30 protein-coding genes are annotated in these 24038 nt (G+C 40.0%); 14 read left to right on the forward strand and 16 right to left on the reverse strand.

All coding sequences use genetic code 11. The annotated features are described in order from the left end of the window. The first annotated feature begins 4 nt into the window (after positions 1 to 4). Together ACYZ0U_RS13190 and ACYZ0U_RS13195 are read left to right on the forward strand one after the other, a co-directional pair. Positions 5 to 283, forward strand: coding sequence for a LapA family protein (locus ACYZ0U_RS13190; RefSeq protein ID WP_461452976.1), 279 nt, complete (start codon positions 5 to 7; stop codon positions 281 to 283). Continuing rightward, entirely contained in the window at positions 255 to 1175 is a 921-nt protein-coding gene (locus tag ACYZ0U_RS13195) for an NAD(P)-dependent oxidoreductase (RefSeq protein WP_461452978.1), read from the forward strand. Before ACYZ0U_RS13190 ends, ACYZ0U_RS13195 begins: the two co-directional genes overlap by 29 nt. Before the next feature lie 74 nt (positions 1176 to 1249). Here ACYZ0U_RS13195 and ispE read toward each other — a convergent pair whose 3' ends face one another. Continuing rightward, complete coding sequence (ispE, locus tag ACYZ0U_RS13200) at positions 1250 to 2053, reverse strand: 4-(cytidine 5'-diphospho)-2-C-methyl-D-erythritol kinase (protein WP_461452980.1); 804 nt, start codon at positions 2051 to 2053, stop codon at positions 1250 to 1252. Positions 2054 to 2216: 163 nt separating this feature from the next. Between ispE and ACYZ0U_RS13205 the strand changes: the two genes are divergently transcribed. The 8 genes from ACYZ0U_RS13205 to ACYZ0U_RS13240 all read left to right on the forward strand — a co-directional run bounded on the left by ACYZ0U_RS13205 (position 2217) and on the right by ACYZ0U_RS13240 (position 10069). Further along, positions 2217 to 3011, forward strand: coding sequence for a thymidylate synthase (locus ACYZ0U_RS13205; RefSeq protein ID WP_461452982.1), 795 nt, complete (start codon positions 2217 to 2219; stop codon positions 3009 to 3011). A 19-nt stretch (positions 3012 to 3030) separates the two neighbouring features. Beyond that, positions 3031 to 3219, forward strand: coding sequence for a hypothetical protein (locus tag ACYZ0U_RS13210; protein WP_461452984.1), 189 nt, complete (start codon positions 3031 to 3033; stop codon positions 3217 to 3219). Between the two features lie 55 nt (positions 3220 to 3274). Continuing rightward, positions 3275 to 3472 (forward strand): Fic family protein, encoded by a 198-nt coding sequence (locus ACYZ0U_RS13215; RefSeq protein ID WP_461452986.1) that lies wholly within the window; start codon positions 3275 to 3277, stop codon positions 3470 to 3472. A gap of 114 nt (positions 3473 to 3586) precedes the next feature. After that, positions 3587 to 4069, forward strand: coding sequence for a dihydrofolate reductase (locus ACYZ0U_RS13220; protein WP_461452988.1), 483 nt, complete (start codon positions 3587 to 3589; stop codon positions 4067 to 4069). 114 nt (positions 4070 to 4183) lie between these two features. Beyond that, entirely contained in the window at positions 4184 to 7162 is a 2979-nt protein-coding gene (secDF, locus tag ACYZ0U_RS13225) for a protein translocase subunit SecDF (protein ID WP_461452990.1), read from the forward strand. A gap of 85 nt (positions 7163 to 7247) precedes the next feature. Next, positions 7248 to 8561 carry an NAD(P)/FAD-dependent oxidoreductase gene (locus tag ACYZ0U_RS13230; RefSeq protein ID WP_461452991.1) on the forward strand — a complete coding sequence of 438 codons (1314 nt, stop codon included), beginning with the start codon at positions 7248 to 7250 and terminating at the stop codon, positions 8559 to 8561. Continuing rightward, on the forward strand, positions 8554 to 9429 hold the full coding sequence (locus ACYZ0U_RS13235; protein ID WP_461452993.1) for a hydroxymethylglutaryl-CoA lyase: 876 nt from the start codon (positions 8554 to 8556) through the stop codon (positions 9427 to 9429). The genes ACYZ0U_RS13230 and ACYZ0U_RS13235 overlap by 8 nt, the downstream gene beginning before the upstream one ends. 49 nt (positions 9430 to 9478) lie before the next feature. After that, positions 9479 to 10069 carry a hypothetical protein gene (locus ACYZ0U_RS13240; protein WP_461452995.1) on the forward strand — a complete coding sequence of 197 codons (591 nt, stop codon included), beginning with the start codon at positions 9479 to 9481 and terminating at the stop codon, positions 10067 to 10069. Between the two features lie 6 nt (positions 10070 to 10075). On the opposite strand, the gene ACYZ0U_RS13245 is transcribed toward ACYZ0U_RS13240, so the two are convergent. Then, positions 10076 to 10501, reverse strand: a complete 426-nt coding sequence (locus ACYZ0U_RS13245; protein ID WP_461452997.1) for a GNAT family N-acetyltransferase — start codon at positions 10499 to 10501, stop codon at positions 10076 to 10078. A gap of 67 nt (positions 10502 to 10568) precedes the next feature. After that, positions 10569 to 11648: a class II fructose-bisphosphate aldolase gene (fbaA, locus tag ACYZ0U_RS13250; protein WP_461452999.1), complete on the reverse strand. Its 1080-nt coding sequence runs from the start codon at positions 11646 to 11648 to the stop codon at positions 10569 to 10571. Between the two features lie 166 nt (positions 11649 to 11814). Here fbaA and ACYZ0U_RS13255 point away from each other — a divergent pair, with 166 nt between their 5' ends. The 3 genes from ACYZ0U_RS13255 (at position 11815) to efp (ending at position 13716) form a co-directional block, all read left to right on the forward strand. Continuing rightward, entirely contained in the window at positions 11815 to 12063 is a 249-nt protein-coding gene (locus ACYZ0U_RS13255; protein WP_461453001.1) for a hypothetical protein, read from the forward strand. Between the two features lie 75 nt (positions 12064 to 12138). After that, on the forward strand, positions 12139 to 12984 hold the full coding sequence (gene accD, locus ACYZ0U_RS13260) for an acetyl-CoA carboxylase, carboxyltransferase subunit beta (RefSeq protein ID WP_461453709.1): 846 nt from the start codon (positions 12139 to 12141) through the stop codon (positions 12982 to 12984). 171 nt (positions 12985 to 13155) lie between these two features. Then, the gene (gene efp / locus ACYZ0U_RS13265) at positions 13156 to 13716 is read left to right on the forward strand and encodes an elongation factor P (protein ID WP_461453003.1); all 561 of its coding nucleotides are present in this window, start codon (positions 13156 to 13158) and stop codon (positions 13714 to 13716) included. Between the two features lie 104 nt (positions 13717 to 13820). On the opposite strand, the gene ACYZ0U_RS13270 is transcribed toward efp, so the two are convergent. From ACYZ0U_RS13270 to glmM, 4 genes are all read right to left on the reverse strand, one after another. Further along, the gene (locus ACYZ0U_RS13270; RefSeq protein ID WP_461453005.1) at positions 13821 to 14015 is read right to left on the reverse strand and encodes a hypothetical protein; all 195 of its coding nucleotides are present in this window, start codon (positions 14013 to 14015) and stop codon (positions 13821 to 13823) included. Between the two features lie 6 nt (positions 14016 to 14021). Next, positions 14022 to 14291, reverse strand: a complete 270-nt coding sequence (locus ACYZ0U_RS13275) for a hypothetical protein (RefSeq protein ID WP_461453007.1) — start codon at positions 14289 to 14291, stop codon at positions 14022 to 14024. Between the two features lie 193 nt (positions 14292 to 14484). Then, a complete protein-coding gene (locus ACYZ0U_RS13280; protein WP_461453009.1) occupies positions 14485 to 15621 on the reverse strand; it encodes a cysteine desulfurase family protein in 1137 nt (378 codons plus the stop codon). A gap of 100 nt (positions 15622 to 15721) precedes the next feature. Then, entirely contained in the window at positions 15722 to 17110 is a 1389-nt protein-coding gene (gene glmM / locus ACYZ0U_RS13285; RefSeq protein ID WP_461453011.1) for a phosphoglucosamine mutase, read from the reverse strand. 84 nt (positions 17111 to 17194) lie between these two features. Here glmM and ACYZ0U_RS13290 point away from each other — a divergent pair, with 84 nt between their 5' ends. Further along, positions 17195 to 17776, forward strand: coding sequence for a phosphatase PAP2 family protein (locus tag ACYZ0U_RS13290; RefSeq protein ID WP_461453013.1), 582 nt, complete (start codon positions 17195 to 17197; stop codon positions 17774 to 17776). Here ACYZ0U_RS13290 and ACYZ0U_RS13295 read toward each other — a convergent pair. From ACYZ0U_RS13295 to ACYZ0U_RS13335, 9 genes are all read right to left on the reverse strand, one after another. Further along, entirely contained in the window at positions 17773 to 18222 is a 450-nt protein-coding gene (locus tag ACYZ0U_RS13295; RefSeq protein ID WP_461453015.1) for a MarR family winged helix-turn-helix transcriptional regulator, read from the reverse strand. The genes ACYZ0U_RS13290 and ACYZ0U_RS13295 overlap by 4 nt on opposite strands. A gap of 26 nt (positions 18223 to 18248) precedes the next feature. Then, entirely contained in the window at positions 18249 to 18407 is a 159-nt protein-coding gene (locus tag ACYZ0U_RS13300) for a DUF5522 domain-containing protein (RefSeq protein WP_461453017.1), read from the reverse strand. Further along, entirely contained in the window at positions 18407 to 19348 is a 942-nt protein-coding gene (locus ACYZ0U_RS13305; RefSeq protein WP_461453019.1) for an MBL fold metallo-hydrolase, read from the reverse strand. The genes ACYZ0U_RS13300 and ACYZ0U_RS13305 overlap by 1 nt, the downstream gene beginning before the upstream one ends. A gap of 80 nt (positions 19349 to 19428) precedes the next feature. Beyond that, positions 19429 to 20022, reverse strand: coding sequence for a dephospho-CoA kinase (gene coaE, locus ACYZ0U_RS13310; protein ID WP_461453021.1), 594 nt, complete (start codon positions 20020 to 20022; stop codon positions 19429 to 19431). 2 nt (positions 20023 to 20024) lie between these two features. After that, entirely contained in the window at positions 20025 to 20969 is a 945-nt protein-coding gene (locus ACYZ0U_RS13315; protein ID WP_461453023.1) for a CdaR family protein, read from the reverse strand. A gap of 126 nt (positions 20970 to 21095) precedes the next feature. After that, complete coding sequence (gene yajC, locus ACYZ0U_RS13320; protein ID WP_461453025.1) at positions 21096 to 21377, reverse strand: preprotein translocase subunit YajC; 282 nt, start codon at positions 21375 to 21377, stop codon at positions 21096 to 21098. A gap of 29 nt (positions 21378 to 21406) precedes the next feature. Beyond that, the gene (locus ACYZ0U_RS13325) at positions 21407 to 21889 is read right to left on the reverse strand and encodes a DUF1573 domain-containing protein (protein ID WP_461453027.1); all 483 of its coding nucleotides are present in this window, start codon (positions 21887 to 21889) and stop codon (positions 21407 to 21409) included. A 4-nt stretch (positions 21890 to 21893) separates the two neighbouring features. Then, on the reverse strand, positions 21894 to 22838 hold the full coding sequence (gene nusB, locus ACYZ0U_RS13330) for a transcription antitermination factor NusB (RefSeq protein ID WP_461453029.1): 945 nt from the start codon (positions 22836 to 22838) through the stop codon (positions 21894 to 21896). A 56-nt stretch (positions 22839 to 22894) separates the two neighbouring features. Continuing rightward, complete coding sequence (locus tag ACYZ0U_RS13335) at positions 22895 to 23980, reverse strand: Glu/Leu/Phe/Val family dehydrogenase (protein ID WP_461453030.1); 1086 nt, start codon at positions 23978 to 23980, stop codon at positions 22895 to 22897. Positions 23981 to 24038 lie beyond the last annotated feature (58 nt).

Below are 24038 nucleotides of genomic sequence, written 5' to 3' on the forward strand. Positions count from 1 at the left end.
CATTATGAGAATAAAAACCATTCTAATAATCCTTATCACGGTAATGCTTACCGTAGTGCTGATGCAAAATACCGAATCGGTTACTTTTTCATTTTTGTGGGCGACTTTCAGAATGTCGAAATTAGTGATGATGACTGCCGTGGCAATTGTTGCTTTTATTTTAGGCGTGCTGGTCGGCAGGCCATCGCGGGTAAAAAAATTAGGGGGCACATTCATTGAAGGAGAACACCAACGTGAAGACCCCGATACACTAAGTGACGAAGACAAAGAATACATCAACTAATTATATGGAGAAGAAAATAGGATTTATAGGACTTGGCAACATGGGAATGGCCATGGCAAAAAATTTGATCGAAGCGGGTTATCACCTGCAGGTTTACAATCGCACAACATCCAAAGCCGAAGAGTTGGATGCCGCCTCTGTCACCATTTGCAAAACGCCGGCAGAAGCTGCCAACTGCGTAGAGGCATTAATCAGCATCGTGTCGGAAGACGATGTACTGTATGAAACCACCACAGGTGAAAATGGCATCCTGAAAACCTTTCCGAAAGGCGCTGTGCATATTTCGATGAGCACCATCGCCCCTGATACATCTGAGAAGCTTTATAAGCTTCATAAAAACTCGGGCAGCAACTATGTCACCTCGCCTGTATTTGGCCGCCCTGAGGCAGCCGCTGCAAGAAAGCTATTCATCTGCATCTCCGGGGATGCGGAGGCTAAAGAGATTGCCAAACCAATTTTGGAATGCCTTGGGCAACGGACTACAGATTTTGGTGAAAAAGTCGGCGGTGCCAATGTGGTTAAAGTAAGTGGTAATTTCATGATCATGGCATCAATGGAAATGATGGCAGAGGCTTTTACTCTCGCAGAAAAAAATGGGCTTGACCGAGCACAGGTGGCCGAGTTTTTTGGCTCAAGCCTTTTCGCCGCTCCCATCTATCAAAACTATGGGAAGCTTATCGCCAATAAGCAATTTGAGCCAGTTGGCTTCAAAGCCAGGCTAGGGCTTAAAGACGCCCGCCTTGCCCTTAAATTATCGCAGACAAGCGTTACCCCTATGCCGACTGTTTCATTAGTCCACAACAGGCTGCAGTCGGCTGTAGCTAAAGGCTGGGGCGACCGTGATTGGGTAGAGGGCGTATCGCGCGGTGTTAGCGAGGATGCAGGAGTTTAATTGATTTCTTAATTGAGATTTTCGATTTCGGATTTAGTCAAGCACTAAATCCGAAATCGAAAATTTGAAAAATTCTATATGTCATAAAACACCTGATTATCATCTTCCAGGTGCGACAGATCCGGCGTTGTCTCAAAGATCCCGAAAACAGACGCCCCGCTCCCGCTCATGCTGGCGAACAATGCGCCGGCTTCGTACAAGGCTGCTTTCACGCCACGGATCATGATGTGGTTTTTAAATATAGATTCTTCAAAATCGTTTTTGATATATTTTTTCCACTGGGAAACCGGCAGATCGATCAACTCATACAAGGTTGTTTTGATCGGCGCCGGCTTTACGCCTCGATAAGCTTCGGCAGTTGATACGTGCGCCGGCGGCATCACCAGCACAATTTTATATTTCGACAGATCAAGTCTGATGATTTCAAATTCATCACCAAGCTCAAAAGCAAATACTGGTTTACTTTCAATAAAAAAAGCACAATCGGCACCAAGTTTACGCGCGTAATTCTGCATTTGGTCAATGCTTAATTTCAGGCCGAATTGCTGATCCATCAATTTAATAAAAAAAGCCGCATCGCTTGATCCACCACCCAGGCCTGCCCCTATCGGAATATTTTTATGCAGATGAATTTTCACCGGCGGCAAGTCATGATCCTTTTTCATCAGGTGATAAGCCTTAATGCAAAGGTTGTCTTCCAGCCTGCCGGGAATTTCTAAACCCGAGGATTCAAAACTTAATTCATCAGCCGGGGTGATCTCCAGCACATCATTTATTTTTACGGGATAAAAAACAGTTTCAAGGTTATGATAGCCATCGGCGCGGCGCTCGATGATATTTAGGCCGATGTTTATTTTAGCGTTCGGAAAAATTACCATTATAAAAGATTAACAACGGTATGTATTTTTGCACATCCGTAGGATGGTAAAATTAGAATATTTTTATTTGTGTTTGTTAGTGGGTGTTGATTGTGTTTAAGTGGTGAATTAAGTTTAACCGAATCAACTCAATCAACATAACGGACCAATCAACTAAAACAACATGAAACAATACCTGGATTTAATGCGCCATGTGATGGAAACCGGAACGCAAAAGCACGACCGCACCGGGACGGGAACGATTAGTGTATTTGGCTACCAGATGCGTTTCAACCTGCAGGATGGATTCCCGCTGGTGACTACCAAAAAACTACATCTTAAATCTATCATCCATGAGCTGATCTGGTTTTTAAGTGGTGATACCAATATCGCTTACCTGAAAGAAAACGGCGTACGTATATGGGATGAATGGGCAGATGCCGATGGCAACCTTGGCCCAGTGTATGGTTATCAATGGCGATCTTGGCCTACGCCTGATGGTGGTCACATCGACCAGATAAGCCAGGTGGTGAACCAGATCAAAAACAATCCTGATTCCCGCCGCATGATCGTATCGGCATGGAACGTGGCTGATGTTAATCAAATGGCTTTGCCGCCGTGCCATAGCTTGTTCCAGTTTTATGTATTGGATGGAAAATTGAGTTGCCAGCTTTACCAACGCAGCGCGGATATATTTTTAGGTGTACCTTTTAACATCGCATCCTATGCCCTGCTCACTATGATGATGGCACAGGTTTGCGGTTTGGAGTATGGCAATTTCATCCACACCTTTGGCGATGCCCACATTTACAACAACCACTTGGAGCAAGCCAAACTGCAATTAAGCCGCGACCCAAGGCCATTGCCGACAATGAAGATCAACCCGGATGTGAAAGATATATTTGCATTTAAATACGAAGATTTCACGCTGGAGAATTATGACCCGCACCCGCACATTAAAGGGGTTGTTGCGGTTTAAAATTTTATTAAATTTGTATATGACCACAGTGCAGTTAAAATCAAAGATACAAAAAGCAATAGATAACGTGGCTGAAAATGTATTGCCTGAAATTCTTGATTTTATAAATTCAATTCAAAATCAACCTTCGAACAAGCCCGACGTAGATAAATTTATCGATAAGTTTTTTAAGGAAGATGACAATCTGTTAATATGCCTTGCTGAATGATTAATTTAGCATTCGCACTTAAAATTCATGATAGGTCTATGGCGGAAGTGAGGAAATGAGAGATAAAGGTTTGTTACTTTCAGCTCTTGCAAGGCCTTACGCAACTTTTGATCATCAAGAGCTATATCACACTACAGCAGACAAAGCTGATGCTATATTTGAAAGTCTAAATATCAATCACCCGTTTATCGATGGTAATAAACGCACAGCTTATATTTTTTGTTATATCCACTTTGTATTATTTCGGATTTGACATTATGGCTTTCGACAATAAAAAATATGAAATGACCATTGCAGCAAGCAGCGGTGATATTCGCTTTAATGAAATCAAATCATAGATCGAAGAACATTTAATACAAATTAATTCATGATAGTCTCCATTATAGTCGCTATAGGCGAAAACCACGCCATCGGCAAAAACAACCAATTGTTATGGCATATGCCTAACGACCTTAAACATTTTAAGGATATTACGTCAGGCAGTACCATCATTATGGGTCGCAAAACTTTCGATTCAGTTGGTAAGCCATTGCCACGCCGAAGAAACATCATAGTTACCCGCCAGAATATTACCATTTCCGGTTGCGAAGTAGTTAAATCTATTGAGGATGGATTGGCTTTATGCAAAAATGAAGACCAAGTATTCATTGGTGGTGGTGCCGAGATCTACAAACAGGCGATGCATTTAACTGATCGTATCTATCTGACCATTATTCACAAAAGTTTTGATGCGGATACTTTTTTTCCGGAAATAGATAAGTCGGAATGGAAAGAAGTTAAACGTGAAGATTTCGAGCCAGATGAGAAAAACCCACTTCCATATTCATTCATCACACTGGAACGGCTTTAACAATTTTTGTCATTTTTTTGTTTTAATTTAAAATTTCTTGATAGCGAAATTTTATTAGATTTGCCGTCTATTTTAAAAAAGCTATAAACTAATAATTTACATATATAATTAAAGATGCAAGGTAAAGGGGTTGTTAAATTTTTCGCCATATTGCTGGCGGTGGTGTGTTTGTACCAGCTTTCATTTACATGGGTAGCACGCAGAGTTCAAAATGATGCAAAGGCATATGCAAAAGGCGATCAGCTTAAATATAACGCTTATCTGGACTCTATGTCCACAATCCCGGTATATCCTATATTAGGTCATGATTACCAATACTGCGCAAATAACGAGCTTGCTTTAGGGTTGGACCTTGAAGGCGGTATGAGTGTTACCATGCAGATCTCGTTAAAGGAACTGGTAAAAAAATTATCAGACAATAATCCTGATATTGCATTTAACACTGCATTGAATAATGCGGAGGCTGATACCAAAACCAGCCAGAAGGATTTCATCACGCTTTTTGTAAGCGAATATGAAAAATTGAACCCTAACGGAAAGTTAGCCGCCATTTTCTCAACAAGAGATAACCAATCACACATCAAGTTTGATGCGTCAAACTCTGAAGTTGAAAGCTGGTTAAAAGATCAGGGTACTGCTGCGGTTAAACAATCGTACACTGTATTGAATACCCGTATCGACCAGTTTGGTGTAACTTCACCTAACATTCAGTTACAGGAAGGTACAAACCGTATCTTGATTGAGTTACCGGGTGTAAAAGATGAAGACCGCGTACGCAAACTGTTATCAGGTACTGCTAAGCTGGAGTTCTTCGAAACTTTTGAAAATGAGCAAGCTTACCAGGTACTGTCAAACGTTAATAAGGTTTTGGCTGCTACTAAAGCAAGCGCTGCTACCGATACTGCTAAAATTGCTGCTAATTCAACCGCAAAAGCAGATACTGCTACCGCTCCTGCTAAAGGTGGCTTATCATTATTAAATAAAGTTAATAAAACCGCTGCTACTGCTAAGGATACCTCAAGCGTGTCAGGTAAAAGCAAATTGGCCCAGCAAAATCCACTGTTCGCTATTTTGGCACCGGTTACTTACCAGGATCAAACAGGCCAGCAAAAATTACGCCCGGGACCAACTGTTGGCTGGTGCGCTATGAAAGATACTGCTACTGTTGATGCTTATTTAAGTAGCCCTACAGTAAAATCGGCTATCCCAAGCAACATGAAATTTTTATGGAGCGTTAAACCGATAGAAAAAACAAAAATATTTGAATTATATGCCATTAAATTAGTTGGTGCCGACGGTGCTGTGCTTGCAGGCGATGTAATTAATGATGCCCGTTCTGACGTTGACCAAAAAGGGAGCCCTGATGTAGTTATGGACATGAACTCACAAGGCGCTCAAAAATGGGCTACTATAACCCGTGAGGCATCTGCTGATCCAAACAACTTACAATCAATCGCCATTGTATTAGATAACAATGTTTACTCTGCTCCAAGGGTTGATGGTGAAATTTCAGGTGGTACATCTTCTATTTCAGGTAGCTTTACTACTGACGACACTAAAGATTTAGCCAACATATTAAAAGCGGGCCGTTTACCTGCTCCTGCTCAAATTGTTGACGAAAGCGTTGTAGGCCCGTCATTAGGCCAGGAAGCAATTAACGCCGGTTTATTATCAGAAGGCTTGGGATTGCTGGTAGTATTGGTATTTATCGTTTCTTATTACAATCGTGCGGGTACTGTGGCCGTTGTTGCTGTAATTGTAAACATGTTCTTCCTGATGGGTGTATTAACAGGATTACATGCGGTGTTAACCATGCCGGGTGTTGCGGGTATCGTATTAACCCTGGGTATAGCGGTGGATGCAAACGTATTGATCTATGAACGTGTACGTGAAGAAATGGCCTTAGGTAAATCAGTTCGTATTGCTATCAATGATGGTTTTAAACATGCTTTATCCTCCATCCTCGATTCAAACATCAGTACATTCTTAACTGGTTTAATCCTGTTCGTATTCGGTTCAGGTCCGATACAAGGTTTCGCAACTACTTTGATGATCGGTATAGTAACTTCATTATTCTGTTCATTGCTGATTTCAAGATTGATCTTTGAGTGGATGCTGTCTAAGGGATGGGATATCAAATTCTCAAACCCATGGAGTTCACATACCTTTAAAAATGCGAATTACGCATTTGTAAAAAACCGTTTCAAATTCTACGCCTTCTCCGGTATTTTCATCATTGCAGGTTTAATATCAATTGCAACCCGTGGTTTTAATTACGGCGTCGATTTTGAAGGCGGCCGTACATATGTAGTTCGTTTCGAGAACAAAAATGTAACTACCGAAGATGTTCACAACGCAGTTGATAAAACATTGGGCCGTGGTACTGAAGTAAAAACTTTCGGTACTGACATTAGTGTAACAACTAATTATCTGATTGATGATACCTCAGCAAATGCTGAGAATAAAGTAAAAAGCGCCTTAATATCTTCACTAAACGCGGGGGCATCTACGCACGTAGCAAAAGATGGCATCTTAAGTTCGCACAAAGTAAGCGCGACGATTGCTGATGAGTTGAAAAAATCAGCAGTTTGGACAGTGATCTTCGCCATCTTAATTATCTCAGCCTACATCCTGATCCGTTTCCGTAAATGGCAGTTCAGCTTGGGCGCGATGGTTGCAACAGCGCATGATGCCTTAATGGTGTTATCGTTCTTCTCTTTATTTAAAGATGTGCTACCGTTCTCCTTAGATATTGATCAGGCGTTCATCGCGGCGATATTGACCGTTATCGGTTACTCAATCAATGATACCGTGGTAGTATTTGACAGGATCCGTGAGTTCCTTGACTTGCACCATGCTAAAACTGATGATCCTAAAGTAGTAATCAATAACGCGATCAACAATACATTGAGCCGTACCATTATTACAGCTTTAACTGTATTCTTTGTATTGATCGTATTGTTCATATTCGGTGGTGATGTTATTAAAGGGTTCTCGTTTGCATTATTGATCGGGGTATGTTTTGGTACATACTCGTCTATATGTATCGCAACCCCGGTAATTGTAGACTTTGGAAAGAAAGATCTGAACTAATAATAAACTCAATATTTTAAAAGGCTCCAAAGAACATTTGGAGCCTTTTTTGTTTATACAATAGTCTGATTTAACAGCGTGTATTATGAACACTACCGATCAATCAAAATTTCCATTAGTTGTAATTGTTGGCGGCGGCTTTGGCGGCCTCGAGGTTGCCACAAGGCTTGCAGACGCACCTGTTGAAGTTTTAATGCTGGACAAACATAATTACCATACATTTCAACCTTTATTATACCAGGTGGCTTTAGGAAGCCTGGAATCGGAGTCTATCGCTTTTTCTTTGCGCAAAAACTTCGGCGGACAAAAGAATTTCCGCTTCAGGCTGGCAGAGGTAAATAGTGTAAATGCCGACAAAAATACCATTGATACCAATATTGGCGAGATAGCTTATGATTATCTGGTGATCGCTACCGGGTCAACCACAAATTTCTTTGGCAATAAAGAAGTGGAGCATTTTGCCATGCCGATGAAATCAATACCCGAGGCATTAAACCTGCGTTACCAGATCTTTCAAAATTTAGAAGATGCTGTATTAAAAAAAGTAAAAGAAGAACGAGAGCCTTATTTAACATTTGTATTGGTTGGGGCCGGCCCTACCGGTGTTGAGCTGGCAGGAGCAATCGCGGAATTCCGTAACCATGTGATGGAAAAAGATTATCCGGAACTCAAAAAAGAGGATGTTAAAATCTACTTGGCTGATTTTCTGCCTAAGGCTTTAGCACCTTTTTCTGACCAGGCATCAAACGCGGCGCATGATTACCTGCAAAACCTGGGCGTTGAATTGTTATTAAATGCCAAGGTTAGCAATTATGATGGTAACCAGATAACTTTTGAAGACGGCAAAGTCATCAAAACAAAAAGCGTGATTTGGTCGGCGGGTGTAATGGGTGTTGTGCCTGAAGGCTTTGCTAAAGATAAGATAGAGCGCGGTAACAAGATCCGTGTAGATAATATTTGTCGTGTTGATGGCCTAAGCAACATATTTGCCATTGGTGACGTGGCGGCGATGATCACGCCTGAAACGCCAAAAGGACATCCGGGTGTAGCACAGGTAGCTATTCAAATGGGCGATAATGTAGGTAAAAATATTCTTCACCTGGTTAACGGCGAAACTACCGAACCCTTTAAATATAATGATAAAGGCTCTTTAGCTACTATTGGGCGAAATAAAGCAGTTGCTGATTTGGGCAAGATCAAGTTTCAGGGATTTTTTGCCTGGTTAATTTGGATTTTTGTGCATTTATTCTCGCTTTTGGGTACGCGTAATAAATTGATCGTTTTTTTAAACTGGATGGCTAATTATGTAAATTACAATGGTGGCAGCAGGTTGATTATACGTAGATTTGTGCACGGCGAAGTAAAAGAAAACGCCGAAGAAGTAACCAAAGGTGAATAATATAACTGACCAAAGCATTAAAATTACCGAATGCCCGCGTGATGCTATGCAGGGTATACATGATTTTATACCAACCGAAGTAAAAGCTAATTACATTAATTTGTTATTGCAAGTCGGCTTTGACACCATTGATTTCGGCAGCTTTGTATCTCCCAAAGCTATTCCGCAAATGCAGGATACAGCTGAGGTTTTAAAAAAGCTTGATCTAAGCACTACAAGTTCCAAGCTTTTAGCCATTATCGCCAATTATCGCGGCGCAGAAGATGTGGTACAGCATAATGAAATAACTTACCTGGGCTATCCTTTTTCTATTTCGGAAACATTCCAGCAGCGTAATGCCAACACTTCGATACACGATGCCTTTGATACCGTAAAACGCATTAATGAGCTTTGTGCGGTTAAGAATAAAGAATTATTGGTATACCTTTCGATGGGCTTTGGTAATCCTTACGGCGATGAATGGAATGTGGAAATTGTACAAAAATGGACAGAGAAATTAGTTATCGAAGATATTAATTTCATTGCCTTATCAGATACTGTTGGTGTAGCAACACCTGCGCAAATCAGCGAAATTTACCCCGCACTGTGTAACACATTCCCTGATACTGAATTTGGGCTGCACCTGCATGCCACCCCGGATAACTGGCAACCCAAAATTGAAGCGGCCTATAATAGCGGCTGCAAACGTTTTGATGCTGCCCTTAAAGGTTATGGTGGTTGCCCAATGGCTAAAGACGAGCTTACAGGCAACATCGCTACAGAAAACCTAATAGGCTATCTACAAACACAAAACGAGTACCTTGGGCTTAATTTAGATAAGTTTGGCAAAGCTTTAGAATATGCCAATACTGTATTTAACATACATTAACAATTATTCCGAATTTTCATTCTTAGCTTTATAAATTAATTTCGAAATCATGAAAAAGGGCTTGTTCACTTTACTAATTCTTTGTTTTTTTGGTAAATGCTTTGCGCAAGGAACGGGTACCGGCTATTCTTTACCATTACCGGAAAAATGGAAATCAGAAACTATCCCCTTCCCTATCGACTTTGCACCTGGTATACCTTACCAGGGTATCGAAGAACTCCGCTTTACACCGGGCTGGGGTGATGCAAACAGCAATGAATATTGGGCTTATACTTTTCTATGGTTTATTGATGGCGCACCACAAGTAAACACCAGCCTGTTAAACACTTACCTTACAAGCTATTTTAATGGTCTGTACCATAGCAACAATAAAACATCCGCAGATAGTACCGGTTTCACAAAAACAACTATAAACACAACCACAACAACCTCTGGCGACCAGGAAACCTATAGCGGAAAAATATCTACACTAAATTTTCTAACCAAAAAACCAATTGAGTTTTATGCTACCGTCCACGTTCAACGTTATGCGGATGCAAACGAGACAGCTATATTTTTTGAAATTTCACCAAAACCTTACAGCAACCGGGTATGGAGCCAGCTAGATAATATTGTAAGCGGCTTTCAAATACAAAAATAGTATTGATTAAGCTTTCACCATTTTATAATGTCTTATACCCGCCTCGGTAAACTCGAGACCGTCTTTTACAAAGCCAAACTTCTCATATAAACCCACCGCATCCAGCTGCGAATTCAGATAGATATATTCAGCATCCTCAGGCAAATCATCTAAAACAGTCTTAACCATTTGTTGCCCTACTCCCATTCCCCTAAAATCATTTAATACAGCAAAACGTTCCAATTTATAACCGTTCCCGGTTTTACGCCAGCGACATGCACCGGCAGGTACGCCATTAACCTGAGCTAAAAAATGTGTTGATTCATCCTCATCAGCTTTTTCCAAATCGGTGGGACAATTTTGCCCTAAAACAAAAACTTCGTAGCGTATAGCATGCGCTATTTTTAACGTTTCAGCGTCATTGATCTTGTTTACTTCTACTTTCCTGTTCATCGTATTCTTAAAAGAAAAAAGCGCCAATGTTTATAACATAAGCGCTTTCAAATATACTTATCAGCAATTATAATTTGCTGGTAGCATCAATACAATTTAAGTCAGCAAACGCTTCAGTAAGCCTCTTTACAAAGTTCTCTTCACCTTTACGTAACCATACGCGTGGGTCATAGTATTTTTTGTTTGGAGAATCCTCACCTGTCGGGTTACCTATCTGGGTTTGCAGGTAGCCTTCGTTAGCCTTGTAAAAATCTTTAATACCTTCCCAGTAAGCCCATTGCATGTCGGTATCAATATTCATTTTGATAGCGCCGTATGATATCGCCTCACGAATTTCCTCCTGAGTTGAACCTGATCCACCATGAAATACAAAGTTGATGGGCTTTTCAGCAGTAAGATTAAATTTCTTTTTCACATACTCCTGTGAGTTATGCAAAATAACCGGTTGTAACTTCACATTCCCCGGTTTATAAACGCCATGTACGTTACCAAATGCAGCGGCTACGGTAAAGCGAGGGCTAATCTTTGATAATTCTTCATATGAGTATGCAACATCTTCTGGCTGAGTATATAAACGTGAGCTGTCAACATCAGAGTTGTCAACACCATCTTCTTCACCACCGGTAACACCTAATTCAATTTCAAGTGTCATACCTAATTTAGCCATGCGTGCTAAGTATTTTGATGAGATTTCGATATTCTCTTCAATCGGCTCTTCAGAAAGATCCAACATATGTGAGGAGAACAATGGTTTACCTGTTTCAGCAAAGAACTTTTCACCGGCATCTAATAAACCGTCTATCCATGGTAATAATTTTTTAGCGCAATGGTCGGTATGTAAAATAACCGCGATACCATAGTGCTCAGCCAATAAATGTACATGTTGAGCTGCTGATGTAGCGCCCAAAATACAAGCTTGTAACTTTGAGTTATCTAATGATTTACCGGCGTAAAATTGAGCCCCACCGTGCGACAATTGAATAATGACCGGGGATTTTACTGCAGCAGCAGTTTCCATCACAGCGTTAATAGTGTTTGTACCTATAACGTTAACAGCAGGCAACGCGAACTGATGCTTTTTAGCTGCTTCAAATAGCTCCTGCACCTGGTCTCCGTGCAATACGCCTTTATAATTTTTTAAGTCCATTTACTTTGATTTGGGCCTCGAAGTTATAAAAATTTTGAATATACGGTATCGATTTTTTAGATATAGCAGCTTCGATATTAGATTTTTGGATTGAAAATAAGAAGATTAGTGAGCAATAGTCAAATTATTTATATATTTAATCAGCCTATAAGCTTTTATTTACATAATGAAATGGACATTGATAATTACAGCAATAATTATTGGAGTTATAATAACCTTTTTAAGTGGAATATTACTTTTAATCGGTTTACTTAGTTTCTTTGTTGTTTGGAAACGTAATCCTGACTTAAATCCTATAGGTAGGTTTGTCTTTTTTATAACTATTCCCTTTTTCAGTTTAGGAATTTATATCTTAAAAAAGAATATCCAATATCTAACAGGTAAAAAATCATGGTATAAAGAAATTTCAAATTAAGCCTGTAATTCAAAAATCCCATATCTAAATAAAAATTCGTTTCTTTGTACCATATTGAAAGAGCTTGATATTGATATGGCCTGGTTTAAACGCGAGATAAAAGGAATAATTACGACCACTGAAGAAAAGAAGGAAGCACCGGACGGTATATGGAACAAATGTCCGGAATGTAAGAAACCGCTTCACTACTCAGAACAAGTCGAAAATCAATACGTTTGTCACTATTGCGGTTTTCATTTAAGAATAGGATCAAAAGAATATTTCTCCATCCTGTTCGATAATAACGAGTTTACCGAACTATTTGGCAACCTGCAATCGGGTGATCCGCTGCATTTTGAGGACACCAAAAAATATACAGACAGAATAAAAGATACCCAAAAGAAAACTGGGTTAAAAGATGCTATCCGTTCAGGAGTTGGTAAAATGAACGGCGAAGAGTTGGTGATTGCCTGTATGGATTTTAATTTCATTGGCGGGTCAATGGGATCTGTTGTTGGAGAAAAGATCGCACGCTCAATTGATTATAGCATTGCACATAAGATCCCTTTCCTGATGATCTCTAAATCAGGCGGAGCGCGTATGATGGAGGCTGCTTATTCATTGATGCAAATGGCTAAAACTTCAGCTAAACTGGCATTGCTTTCACAAGCTAAAATACCTTACATATCCTTATTAACAGATCCTACTACAGGCGGTGTAACTGCATCATATGCTATGCTGGGCGATATTAATATTGCTGAGCCAGGGTCATTGATCGGCTTTGCCGGGCCGCGTGTTATTAAGGAGACTATTAAAAAAGACCTGCCGAAAGGTTTCCAAACTGCAGAATTTGTCCAGGAACATGGTTTCCTTGATTTTATAGTTGACAGAAGAGAAATGAAAGAGAAACTATCATCATTTTTGAAAATGATATCAGCTTAAAAAATATACTATTTAATAAAGGGCTGTTCTTACAAAAGAGCAGCCTTTTTCATTTATAACTGTTATATAAATACTTACAAAAACAGCACACTGAAAATAACAACAATCAACTATTTATAATTCCCATAACTAATCTATCTTTGGGGTTCAAAAAAATACAATCATATTCTCATGGCAAAAGCGTCTGAAGTTAAAGTAGGAAACATATTACGTTTTAACGGTGAACTGGTAACCGTTATAGAAGTTTTACACCGCACACCAGGTAAAGGCGGTGCATTTTATTTAGATAAATTCCGTAATATAAAAACAGGCAGAATTGTTGAAGCACGTTTGGCTACTGACGAACAGGTTGAAATTTGCCGTGTTGAAACGAATGATTACCAATATTTATATGAAGAAGGTGATTATTTTGTGATCATGGATAATACAACTTATGATCAATTTAATATCCCGAAAACATTATTTGGCCCGGCAGCAAAATTTTTGAAAGAAGGAATGAGCGTAATCGTTTCGTTCGAGAGCGAAGAGCCTATAATGGCCCAGGCGCCTAACTTTGTTGAGTTAGAGGTTACTTATACCGAGCCTGCTGTTAAAGGTGATACCTCATCAGGTGCGTTAAAAAATGCTACTACCGAAAATGGTATTGAAATTAAAGTTCCTCTTTTTGTAAACCAAGGCGACAAAGTTAAAGTTGATACCAGGACAGGCGATTATGTTGAGCGTGTTAAATAAGTTATAAAACGCTTATACAACAAAATGCCCTGATTTCTCAGGGCATTTTTCATTACCGGTGTGTTTATAAAAATGGGATACTTACTCCCTCATTAGTCCGGCAATTATAACATTGGGCGCCTAGTGCTTTTCGTTCTTTCGGAGTTCTTTTTCTTTAATGCTCTTAAAGTACTTGCACCATTATCGTTTCCTCCTTCAGCACCTATAGTTCCCGAGTTTTGCTCGTTATTATAATTATTGCTGTGGATTGGTGATTTGCTGTCGCGAGAATCTCCCGACATGTTGTTTTCGGTTTTCATAATGTATTATAAGTTGTTTTCTGTACCTGGTTCGTGACCTACCATGCGGCCAGTTGTACGTCCGTTAGGGCGGCTAACAAAATCCGTTTCTGCGGGCCCTACTGATGGAAATTCTCTTCTTTCAGGTGGGGTTACATCATTTTTTTCACTGTATGATGTATCGCTTCCTTCAGACGGTTCAGCGAACTCATTTTCATGTGGGTACTCAACTTTTTCAGGCTCCGGTTGGTTTTTTTCAGGAAACTTGTTCGGATCTTTATCTTTATAATCTTCCATGACTGATATTTTGTTGTGCAGATGTTTTGGTACATCCACGGCTACATAATTTAACTATTAATTGATATATAGTTAAAAGCCAATATCATGCCAATAAGTTTATAAAGGTGAGCAAAACAAAACTCAATACACTAAGCTAGCTATATTACAACCTGTTACAATTTAAAAAAGTATAGATTTTTATTAAATACTATCAGGCATTAACCATACACAATTCGCGTATTTTAGCCAGTGTATAGTCAATCTCTTCTTTTGTAGTGTTTTTTGAAAAGGAAAATCTAACTGATGGACGTGATGGGCTTGCGCCAATAGCGGTAAGCACATGCGAACCGATATCGCTACCTGAGCTACACGCGCTGCCACCGGATGCGGAGATCCCCGCTATATCAAGATTAAATAATAGCATATCGGCCATCTCCATTTCTGGAAATGAAACATTCAAAACGGTATACAAACTATTCTCGGGGTCAATATTACCATTGAACTCAACACCTGGAATGCTTTCCTTTAGTTGCGCTATCATGTAGGATTTTAAATCCTGCATATGTTGCTGGTGTTGCTCCATATCACCATAAGCCATTTCCAGCGCTTTGGCAAGGCCAACAATACCATAAATATTTTCGGTACCACCGCGCATGTTACGCTCCTGTGCGCCGCCGTAAATAAGCGGTTTAATTTTTATACGGTGATTGATGTGCAAAAAACCTACACCTTTAGGCCCATGCAGCTTATGTGCTGAGCATACTACAAAGTGGGCTTTAAGCTTACTCAGGTCGTGTTTATAATGACCCATAGTTTGTACAGTATCACAATGATAAATGGCGTTGTAAGTCTCGCACAAGTCGCCAATGCGCTCCATATCCGATAGTGTACCTATCTCATTATTGGCGTGCATAATAGATACAAAACTGCGCTCATTACCCTTTAATAATTGCTCCAGGTGATCGTAGTCAATATTGCCCTTACTATCTAAATTAACAAAGCTCAATTTAATAGTTCCTACTTTTTCAAGTGCTTCAAAGGTGTGTATAACCGCATGGTGCTCAATGCGGCTGGTGATGGCATGTTTAATATTATGATCATTAATGCCGCAACGGATGGCCATGTTATCAGCCTCGGTGCCACTTGAGGTAAAGAATATTTCTGAAGGAGAAGTACCTAATAAATTGGCAATCGTTTTACGTGAACGCTCGATTAGCGTACGGGCCTCGCGGCCATGTGAATGGATTGATGATGGATTACCGTAAGTGGATTCCATCACTTTACACATTTCCTGTATTATTGCAGGATCAAGCGGAGTTGTAGCAGCATTGTCTAGATAAACGCGCATTTAGCAGTTATTAAAGGTCATTCAATTAAAGATTAGTTGAATAATCCGGACTAAAATTTTCGGAATTTCCGCCTTCGAGTCTTACGGACTTTTTAACCAATCAATGCAAATTCAAAATTTCTTTTATATCGGCAATAATCTTATTAGCCAGATTATTTGCGATCGTTTCCGAGTTTGCTTCCGAATAGATACGGATGATAGGCTCAGTGTTCGATCTGCGCAAATGTACCCATTCTTTGTCAAATTCTATTTTCAAACCGTCAATTGTGCTGTGCGGTTGTTTTTTGTATTTCTCCTCTACCTTTAAAAGCAAGGCATCAATGTCCATTTCAGGCGTTAACGTGATCTTATTTTTCGAGATAAAGTAGTCAGGGTAAGATGCTCTTAAAGCTGAGACTGTTTTGCCCGACTTTGCTAAATGTGTTAAAAACAAGGCTATCCCCACCAAAGCATCACGGCCGTAATGCAATTCAGGGTAGATAACCCCGCCATTACCCTCACCACCGATAACCGCATTGGTTTCCTTCATTTTGTTAACTACGTTAACCTCTCCTACTGCAGCCGCATTGTAAACCCCGCCAGCTTTCTCGGTAACATCGCGCAAAGCACGTGTTGATGACAGGTTTGATACCGTATTACCTTTATTATGTTTTAATACATAATCAGCTACCGCAACCAATGTATACTCCTCGCCGAACATGCTGCCATCTTCACAAACAAAGCAAAGGCGGTCAACATCCGGATCTACAGCTATGCCGATATTTGCCTTTTTGCTCAATACCTCTCGCGATAAAGCCTGCAGGTTTTCCGGTAAAGGCTCCGGATTGTGCGGAAACTTTCCATCAGGCTCGCAGTACAATTCGTGGATGGATTTAACACCCAAAGCTTTAAGCAAAGCCGGTACAAATATGCCACCTGTTGAGTTAACACAATCAATCACAACCTTAAAATCGGCAGCAGCAATTGCTTTAGTATCAACCAAAGGCAAAGCCAAAATTACGTCGATGTGTTTTTGCAGATAGCTGTCGTCTACAGTTACCTTGCCTAAATCATCAACTACAGCATAACTAAACTCACTTTTTTCGGCTATTTCCAGTACGGCTTGCCCGTCGGCATCGCTGATGAACTCGCCATTTTGGTTTAGTAGTTTGAGCGCGTTCCATTGTTTAGGGTTATGGCTCGCTGTGATGATGATACCACCCGCAGCCTGCTCGGCAGGAACAGCGATTTCCACCGTTGGTGTGGTAGATAAACCCAAGTCAACCACATCAATACCCAGACCCTGCAAAGTACCGATCACCAGGTTATTGACCATGCTACCTGAGATACGTGCATCGCGCCCTATAACTATCTTTTTTATACCTGATTGCTGCATAGCCCAGGTGCCAAATGCCGAAGTAAACTTTACAATATCTACAGGTGTTAAACCATCGCCCGCCGCACCGCCTATGGTGCCCCTAATGCCCGAAATTGATTTTATAAGTGTCAAAGTGTTCTTGTATTATTTGTAAGCAAAATTAAAATAATTAACGGATAGCCGCTTCATTTATTGGTTATATTTGGCGATATAATTATGCTTCAGCAGCTTCTACAATTCGACCGGCACTTATTCTACGCCATTAATTACGGGATGAGTAATCCTTTTTTTGATTGGCTGATGCCGCTGTTGCGAACGCCTAAGTTTTGGATACCGCTGTATATTTTTATTGCGGGCTTTTGTTTATGGAGATACGGCAAAAAAGGAATCATTATTATTGTACTGATGTCTTGTGCGGTTGGTTTTGCTGATTTTACCGGCTCAGGTATTGTTAAACCACTGATACAGCGGCAGCGCCCCTGCCACGACCCGATAGCCTCAATTAATGATGTAGAACGTGTTGGTTGCGGCGGTTATAGCTTCCCTTCATCGCATGCAACTAATCATTTTACCATGGCCATTTTTATGATTTTGCTTTGGTATAAACGCTGGCGCTGGATATGGTTTTGGGGAATATTTTGGGCAGGTAGCATTTGCTTTGCACAGGTTTACGTAGGCCTGCACTTCCCTATTGATGTTTTTTGTGGTGCCTTGTATGGTGGTTTTGTAGGATGGTTGTTTTATCAGTTATTTAAAAAGCTTCAGCCAAAATTTCCTGAATGGGTGCCAGCTATTTAACCCCTTAATTTATCTAAAAGATCGCTTAATTTACCTGCTTCTTCTTCGGTAAGGTTTTTTCCGATCATGTCTTTCGTTTTAAATTCAACTTCTATTTTCGACAGAATTTCAAGTCCTTTATCGCTTATACGGATATCAACTGCTCTGCGGTCGCAGGTGTTGGTACATCGTGAAACCAGTTCCTTTTGAACCAAGCGATCAACAATGCGCGATGCATCCGACATTTTATCCAGCATACGTTCCTTCAGCAAATTTACAGTAGCAGGTTTTGGATATTGCCCCCTTAATATACGCAGGATATTAAACTGCTGCATTGTAAGGTTATATTTTTCAAACTCTCCACGCAAGTGATTACTAAGCCAACTTTGGGTGTAGTTAATATTAATTACCGCCTTTTGGTAATTATCTTCAAACTTGGTGCTTTGTATTTCGTCTTCTATTCGCATTGCCTTATTAAATATAAATATCCTTATTATTTTTCAATTTGAGGGTCATCTTTAGGTTTTCCATAACTCCATGGGCAATGCAGGCACATGTTTTTGCAGCAATAACCCCGTTTTAAATGGTACACTTCTGTAAAAACGAAATTACCCTCCTCGTTAATATAATAGTCGATATTCTCTTCGAGCATTAATCCAATATTTTTACAAAAACATCATTTCCAAAATGTTCTTTTAAATGCCTGCCATTGCCATGCAGCGTCCAGATCTGCTCAGGGTCAACCTGTTTTACCGCCTCCAGGATATCATTCCAATCCACATGATCCGATATATACAGCGTATCATTTAAATTTACCTGCAAATTTTTCCATCCTGAAGCAAACAGTCGCTTTACACCTTTGGCATTGATATAACTATCGAACGTAAAAGGCGGCACGATATATACATACTCCTGTTGCTCCTTCATTAATTTGCGACCGTAAATTTGATACTTACCCGGTGAATAACCTAATTTTTCATAAATTGTGTTAATTGGCATAATACGGTGGTGTACCAGAATTTTTTTCTGAGGAGCATACTCATTAATCATTTGTATCAGGCGCTGACTTTTACCCAGGCCATAGGCACCCAATAAAACATTGATCTTGATGTCATTGAGTTTTTTGATCTCTTCAACCGGATCCGGGTGTAAAACCTCCGGATCAGCGAAAGTACTCTCGGTGATCAGCACGTCGGCCTTAACCCATTCAATCGGCTCACAGGTAGCATCGGATTGTACTTTGTAATCGCCGGTATAAAGATATCTGACACCCTCATAAACCATCAATACCTGCGCGGAACCCAGCATATGCCCGGCTGAGACAAAAGTAACCTCAACGCCTTTAATGGTAAACGACTGATGATATCCAACTATATTAAATACATTTGCCGCGTTTTTACCATACCGCAACTGCATAAAAGCTGCCGTAGCATCGGTACAAAAAACTTCGGTATTGCCGCTAATGGCATGATCGGCATGGGCATGGGATATTACGGCTTTGGCAACCGGCTGCTTAGGGTCGAGGTAAAAATCGCCATATTTACAGTAGATGCCGTTTGTATTGATAGAAAGAAAATCGTCTTTGATAGTCATTATAAATAACAAGCCAATTCAAGCGTCCACGCTTGAATTTTGTTGATTGTAAGCGTGGACGCTTAAATTGTCATAATGAGTTAAGCCCTCATGTTTAGAAATTGCTCATGCAAGGCCAAAACCTGCGGTATAACCAATTCGGTATTATCGTTCTTAATGGAATAATCAGCTAAATCCAGTTTTTTATCTTCGCTGAACTGCCGGGATTCTCGTTTTGATATTTCATCCTTGCTAAACCCATCACGAAGCATCACCCTTTCTATTCGCATGTCCAAAGGCGCTGTAACCATAATGGTTTTATCGCACAATTTATACGAATCACTTTCAAATAAAAGGGCCGCCTCTTTTAACAGGTAAGGCACATCAGTATAACGCTTTTGCCAGTCATCAAAAGCCCTAAACGTTGCCGGGTGAACTATGCTGTTCAGTTTTTTCAATTCAGCTTCATTATTAAAAACTATACCGGCTATGTATTTACGATTAAGCGTCCCATCTTCAAAGTACGATTGCTTCCCAAATGTTTCTCTGATCTCGTTGATTAAGATAACATCTTCGGTCATTACCTTTTTAGCCTCATCATCGGCATAAAAAACAGGGATACCCAATACCCCGAATATTTTGCTTACCGTAGTTTTGCCGCTGCCAATATTACCGGTTATTCCTATTTTAAGCATCTCTATTTTTTAACAATGAAGTCAATATTTTGCGGATTAACACTTATTATTTTACAAAATGGCGGCATCCGGGTAAGTTTTACAGGCAGGGTACTGTATCCGTTATTCTTCCATAAATTTAAGTCGGCCTCAGCCTCAAAATAATCCTCGTCGGTTTCGGCATAACGCCTTAACGAGGTTACAAAAGTAACAGTAACCTTTTGCGGAAACATATTTACGTTATAAAACTCATTGTTATTAATCAATTTTACAGGTATCTGTAATGTCTTCTCAGTAAACTCATCTATGGGATAAACGACATCAACAGATTTAGGGTAGATCGTAATATTACCCTCGTTAACAGGTTGCAGGTTTACACGGGTTCGGATAGTTTCACTCGCCTTTTTTACGATCAGCGAATCTGTATCCCATTCGGTTATTTTATTAAGCCGTTCGGTTGGGCCAACTATATTGATATAAGATGGCCTTAAAATAGGATTATTTGCCTGCGCGAATTGCTGCTGATAGCTGATACGGCTCAATAATTTTATAGGTACGCGCTTTTCCATTCGATTTAAAAAATCGAAGTAGAGTGTATCAGGGTTAAAGTTTACCACTTCGTGGTTTGCATCGCCATCTACAATTTGAGTTTGCTGCAAGCCGAGTACCACATAATTGCCGTTACTAAGCGGACTAAGATCAGCATACAGAACATTGCTGCTACCATGCATCATAGTATACAACATTTGCCAGCCGGTACCTTTAATGGTAACATCAACTGTATCTGACTGTAAAGAGTGGAAAGAGCGCTTCTGCGGGATGTTTTTATAACTCAGCACCCTTTTTACGGTGTAATTATACGGGTTTGACAATGTAATACATAACCACGCCAAAGCAGCCAGCACCAGGCATGTAAAAAATGCCGATAGTCGCCTTTGTTCATTAGCGGATAGTTTTATTATTGCCATTTATTAAAAAAGTTAAAAGGTAAAAGTTGAAAGTTAAAAGCCAATAAATGCCTTAATCTCCATCTTTTACCTTTTTATTTAATTTGAATGTTACTTTTAACACTGAACATTCAACTTTCAACTCAACTAAGCTTTAACCGGCGTGTTCAATGCTTTTGAGGCATCTAAAGATATTGCCGATTTATCATAACGGGTTTTGTGTCCGCTTTCGTGCTCAATTAAAAAAGTCGTCTCACCAACTTCGGCAATTTTACCGTGAGCTCCTGCGGTAGTAACTACCTTATCGCCTTTTTTCAAGTCGTTTACAAAGTTTTTCTGGTCTTTTTGTTTTTTAACCTGCGGACGGATCATGAAGAAGTAAAATACTACTACGATCAGTACCAGCATTACAATTTGCTGTGTAGCCATGATTTATTTTATGTGTTATTTTATTAAATTTATTGTTTCTGCAAAACCTCGCCAACCAAATGCACAACATTTTGTGCAGGATTTGTATTGGCAGTAATGGTAACCATTTTATCCTGTAGACCGTGTTTACCCAAGCTGTTAAATACAACTTTTATTGAATCGCTTTGACCCGGGTTTATAGGCGTTTTAGGCCAGTTTGGCGTTGTGCAGCCGCAACTTGCTACCGCGTTAGTTATAATTAACGGCAGTTTGCCTGTATTGGTAAATTTAAAGCTGTAGGATACCTTATCGCCGGTTTTTATCTTGCCAAAATCAAACGAGTCTTTGTCAAAATTCATTACCGGGCCTTTGCTTGTTGTAGCTGATACCGTACTTCCGGCAGGTGTAGCTGATGCGCCTGCCGCTGCAGGTTGAGCCGCAGATGAGTCGGCTGTGGTTGCGGTTTTTGCAGCCTGGTTACAAGCTGATAATAATATGCCTGTTGCTAATATGCTTAAAACAAGTTTTTTCATGACATTATTCTATTAAACCCCGTCCTATTTTATTTATTTTTTTCTGAGCCTTCAGCTCGATCAAAATCTTGTCCAAGATACCGTTTAAAAATGAATTACTTTTAGGTGTACTAAATTCCTTTGAGATTTCCAGGTACTCATTAATAGTAACCTTAACCGGTACTGAAGTAAAGTTAAGGAACTCGGTAATTGCCATCTTCATCAGCAAAGTGTCCATCATCGCAATACGATCAGGTTCCCAGTTTTGCGTTTTTTCAGCAATCATTTCTTGGTATTCTTTATCGTGCTTTATATTTTGTTCAAACAAATTCACAATAAACTCGCGGTCTTCTTCCCAGTTACCGGTAACCTCGGCCAATTTATTTTGCTTAGCATCTTCAGATGCAAAATTCTTAAATGTTTTGGCTATTAAAGCTTGCAATACATCCTTATCAACCGGCCAAAAAATAAACATGTCTTCAAAAACCTGTTCAGCTAATGATGATTTTAGAATTACTTTTTTGAAAATGAATTTGATAATGTCCTTATCAGTTTGGATGGTATCACCGGTATGTTTCAGGTATTCCGCATACTCAGTTGAGTTTTTCAGAACGATAAAAAGCGTTTTGGCAAGTTCAGGCTCAAAGCTCCATTCAACTTTATACTTTTTTAAAGCGACAAGATATTCCTTATTATCATTTAACGTGGTGATAAAACGGTTGCTCAGGATCTTCAGATTTGGGTTTCTGTCCTCTTCACTTTTAATGTGTTTGTTTGAGCGCTCAATGGCATCAATTTCGGCATAATTAGCTACTTCTGAAATTAACGATAACATCCAGATATACATTTCATATACCTTATCAATGCTCTGCAGCAAATTTTTCTCCTGGACTTTAATGTCGCTGTCTGTTTGATGAAAAGCATACAATGCCTGTAATACTTTTACCCTTAGGTGCCTTCTGTTTAACATAATTGTAAGAACGATTTTTTGCCGGCTACATCCCGGCGGTTGTTATTTATTTATTATTAGTATGACGATTTTACTTTTTTAATGTCCGCTATTCGTTTTTCTGCAATTTTATTTGCCGCTTCTATTGATGAAATACTTTCGGCTTTAGAAAGTTTTAAAACATTTCGTGTTGCATCATAAATATTTTCGGTAAGCTGCATGGTACGCTTTTTTGTAAAGCCCATCAACTCTGAATAACAATTAATTAGCCCACCCGCGTTAATTACGTAATCAGGTGCGAACAGAATGCCTTTTTTAAGCAGCATTTCTCCATGAACCTGCTCATCCTCCAGCTGGTTATTGGCAGATCCGGCTATAATTGCGCAATTCATTTTATTAATGGTTTGCGTGTTTACGGTTGCCCCCATTGCGCAAGGTGAATAAATATCCGCGTCAATGTCAAAAATATTATTGTGCGCTATGGCTTCCGCGCCGTATTTTTTGGCTACCTGCCTTAACAGATCCTCGTTAATATCACTGATATATACTTTGGCTTTTTCATCGCGTAGTATCTTCACCAAATTCTCGCCCACATGGCCTATACCCTGTACAATAACCGATTTGCCTGCTAAGCTATCATTGCCATAAAGCTCTTTTACAGCAGCTTTCATCCCCATAAAAACACCTTGTGCTGCTACAGGTGCCGGGTCGCCGCTACCGCCAACGCTTTCGGGCATGCCGGTAACATATTGCGTTTCCATGCGGATGTATTCCATATCGCGCGGGTTCGTACCTACATCCTCGGCCGTAATAAACTCACCGTTCTGGTTTTTAATAAAGCGACCAAATTTGCGCAGCAATGCTTCGTTTTTATCCCTGCGTGAATCACCAATGATCACAGCTTTACCCCCACCCAGGTTTAAACCGTTAATAGATGCCTTGTAGGTCATGGCTTTTGAAAGCCTTAACACGTCGCTTAAAGCATCTTCTTCGGTTTTATAGGCCCACATGCGGGTACCGCCCAAAGCAGGGCCTAATGTAGTATCATGAATAGCGATGATAGCTTTCAACCCCGTCTCAGGGTCGCTGCAAAACACAATTTTTTTATGCCCCAGCGCCTCAAGCTGGCTAAATATTGATTCGGTTGATTTTTGGAGCGGCATTTTATTAAGCGTAAGGCTTGCTGCAAAAGTAGATGTTTTTTTCGGTGTGACAAAATGT

The sequence above is a fragment of the Mucilaginibacter sp. genome (genome assembly GCF_965225845.1).
In the GTDB taxonomy this organism is placed as follows: domain Bacteria; phylum Bacteroidota; class Bacteroidia; order Sphingobacteriales; family Sphingobacteriaceae; genus Mucilaginibacter.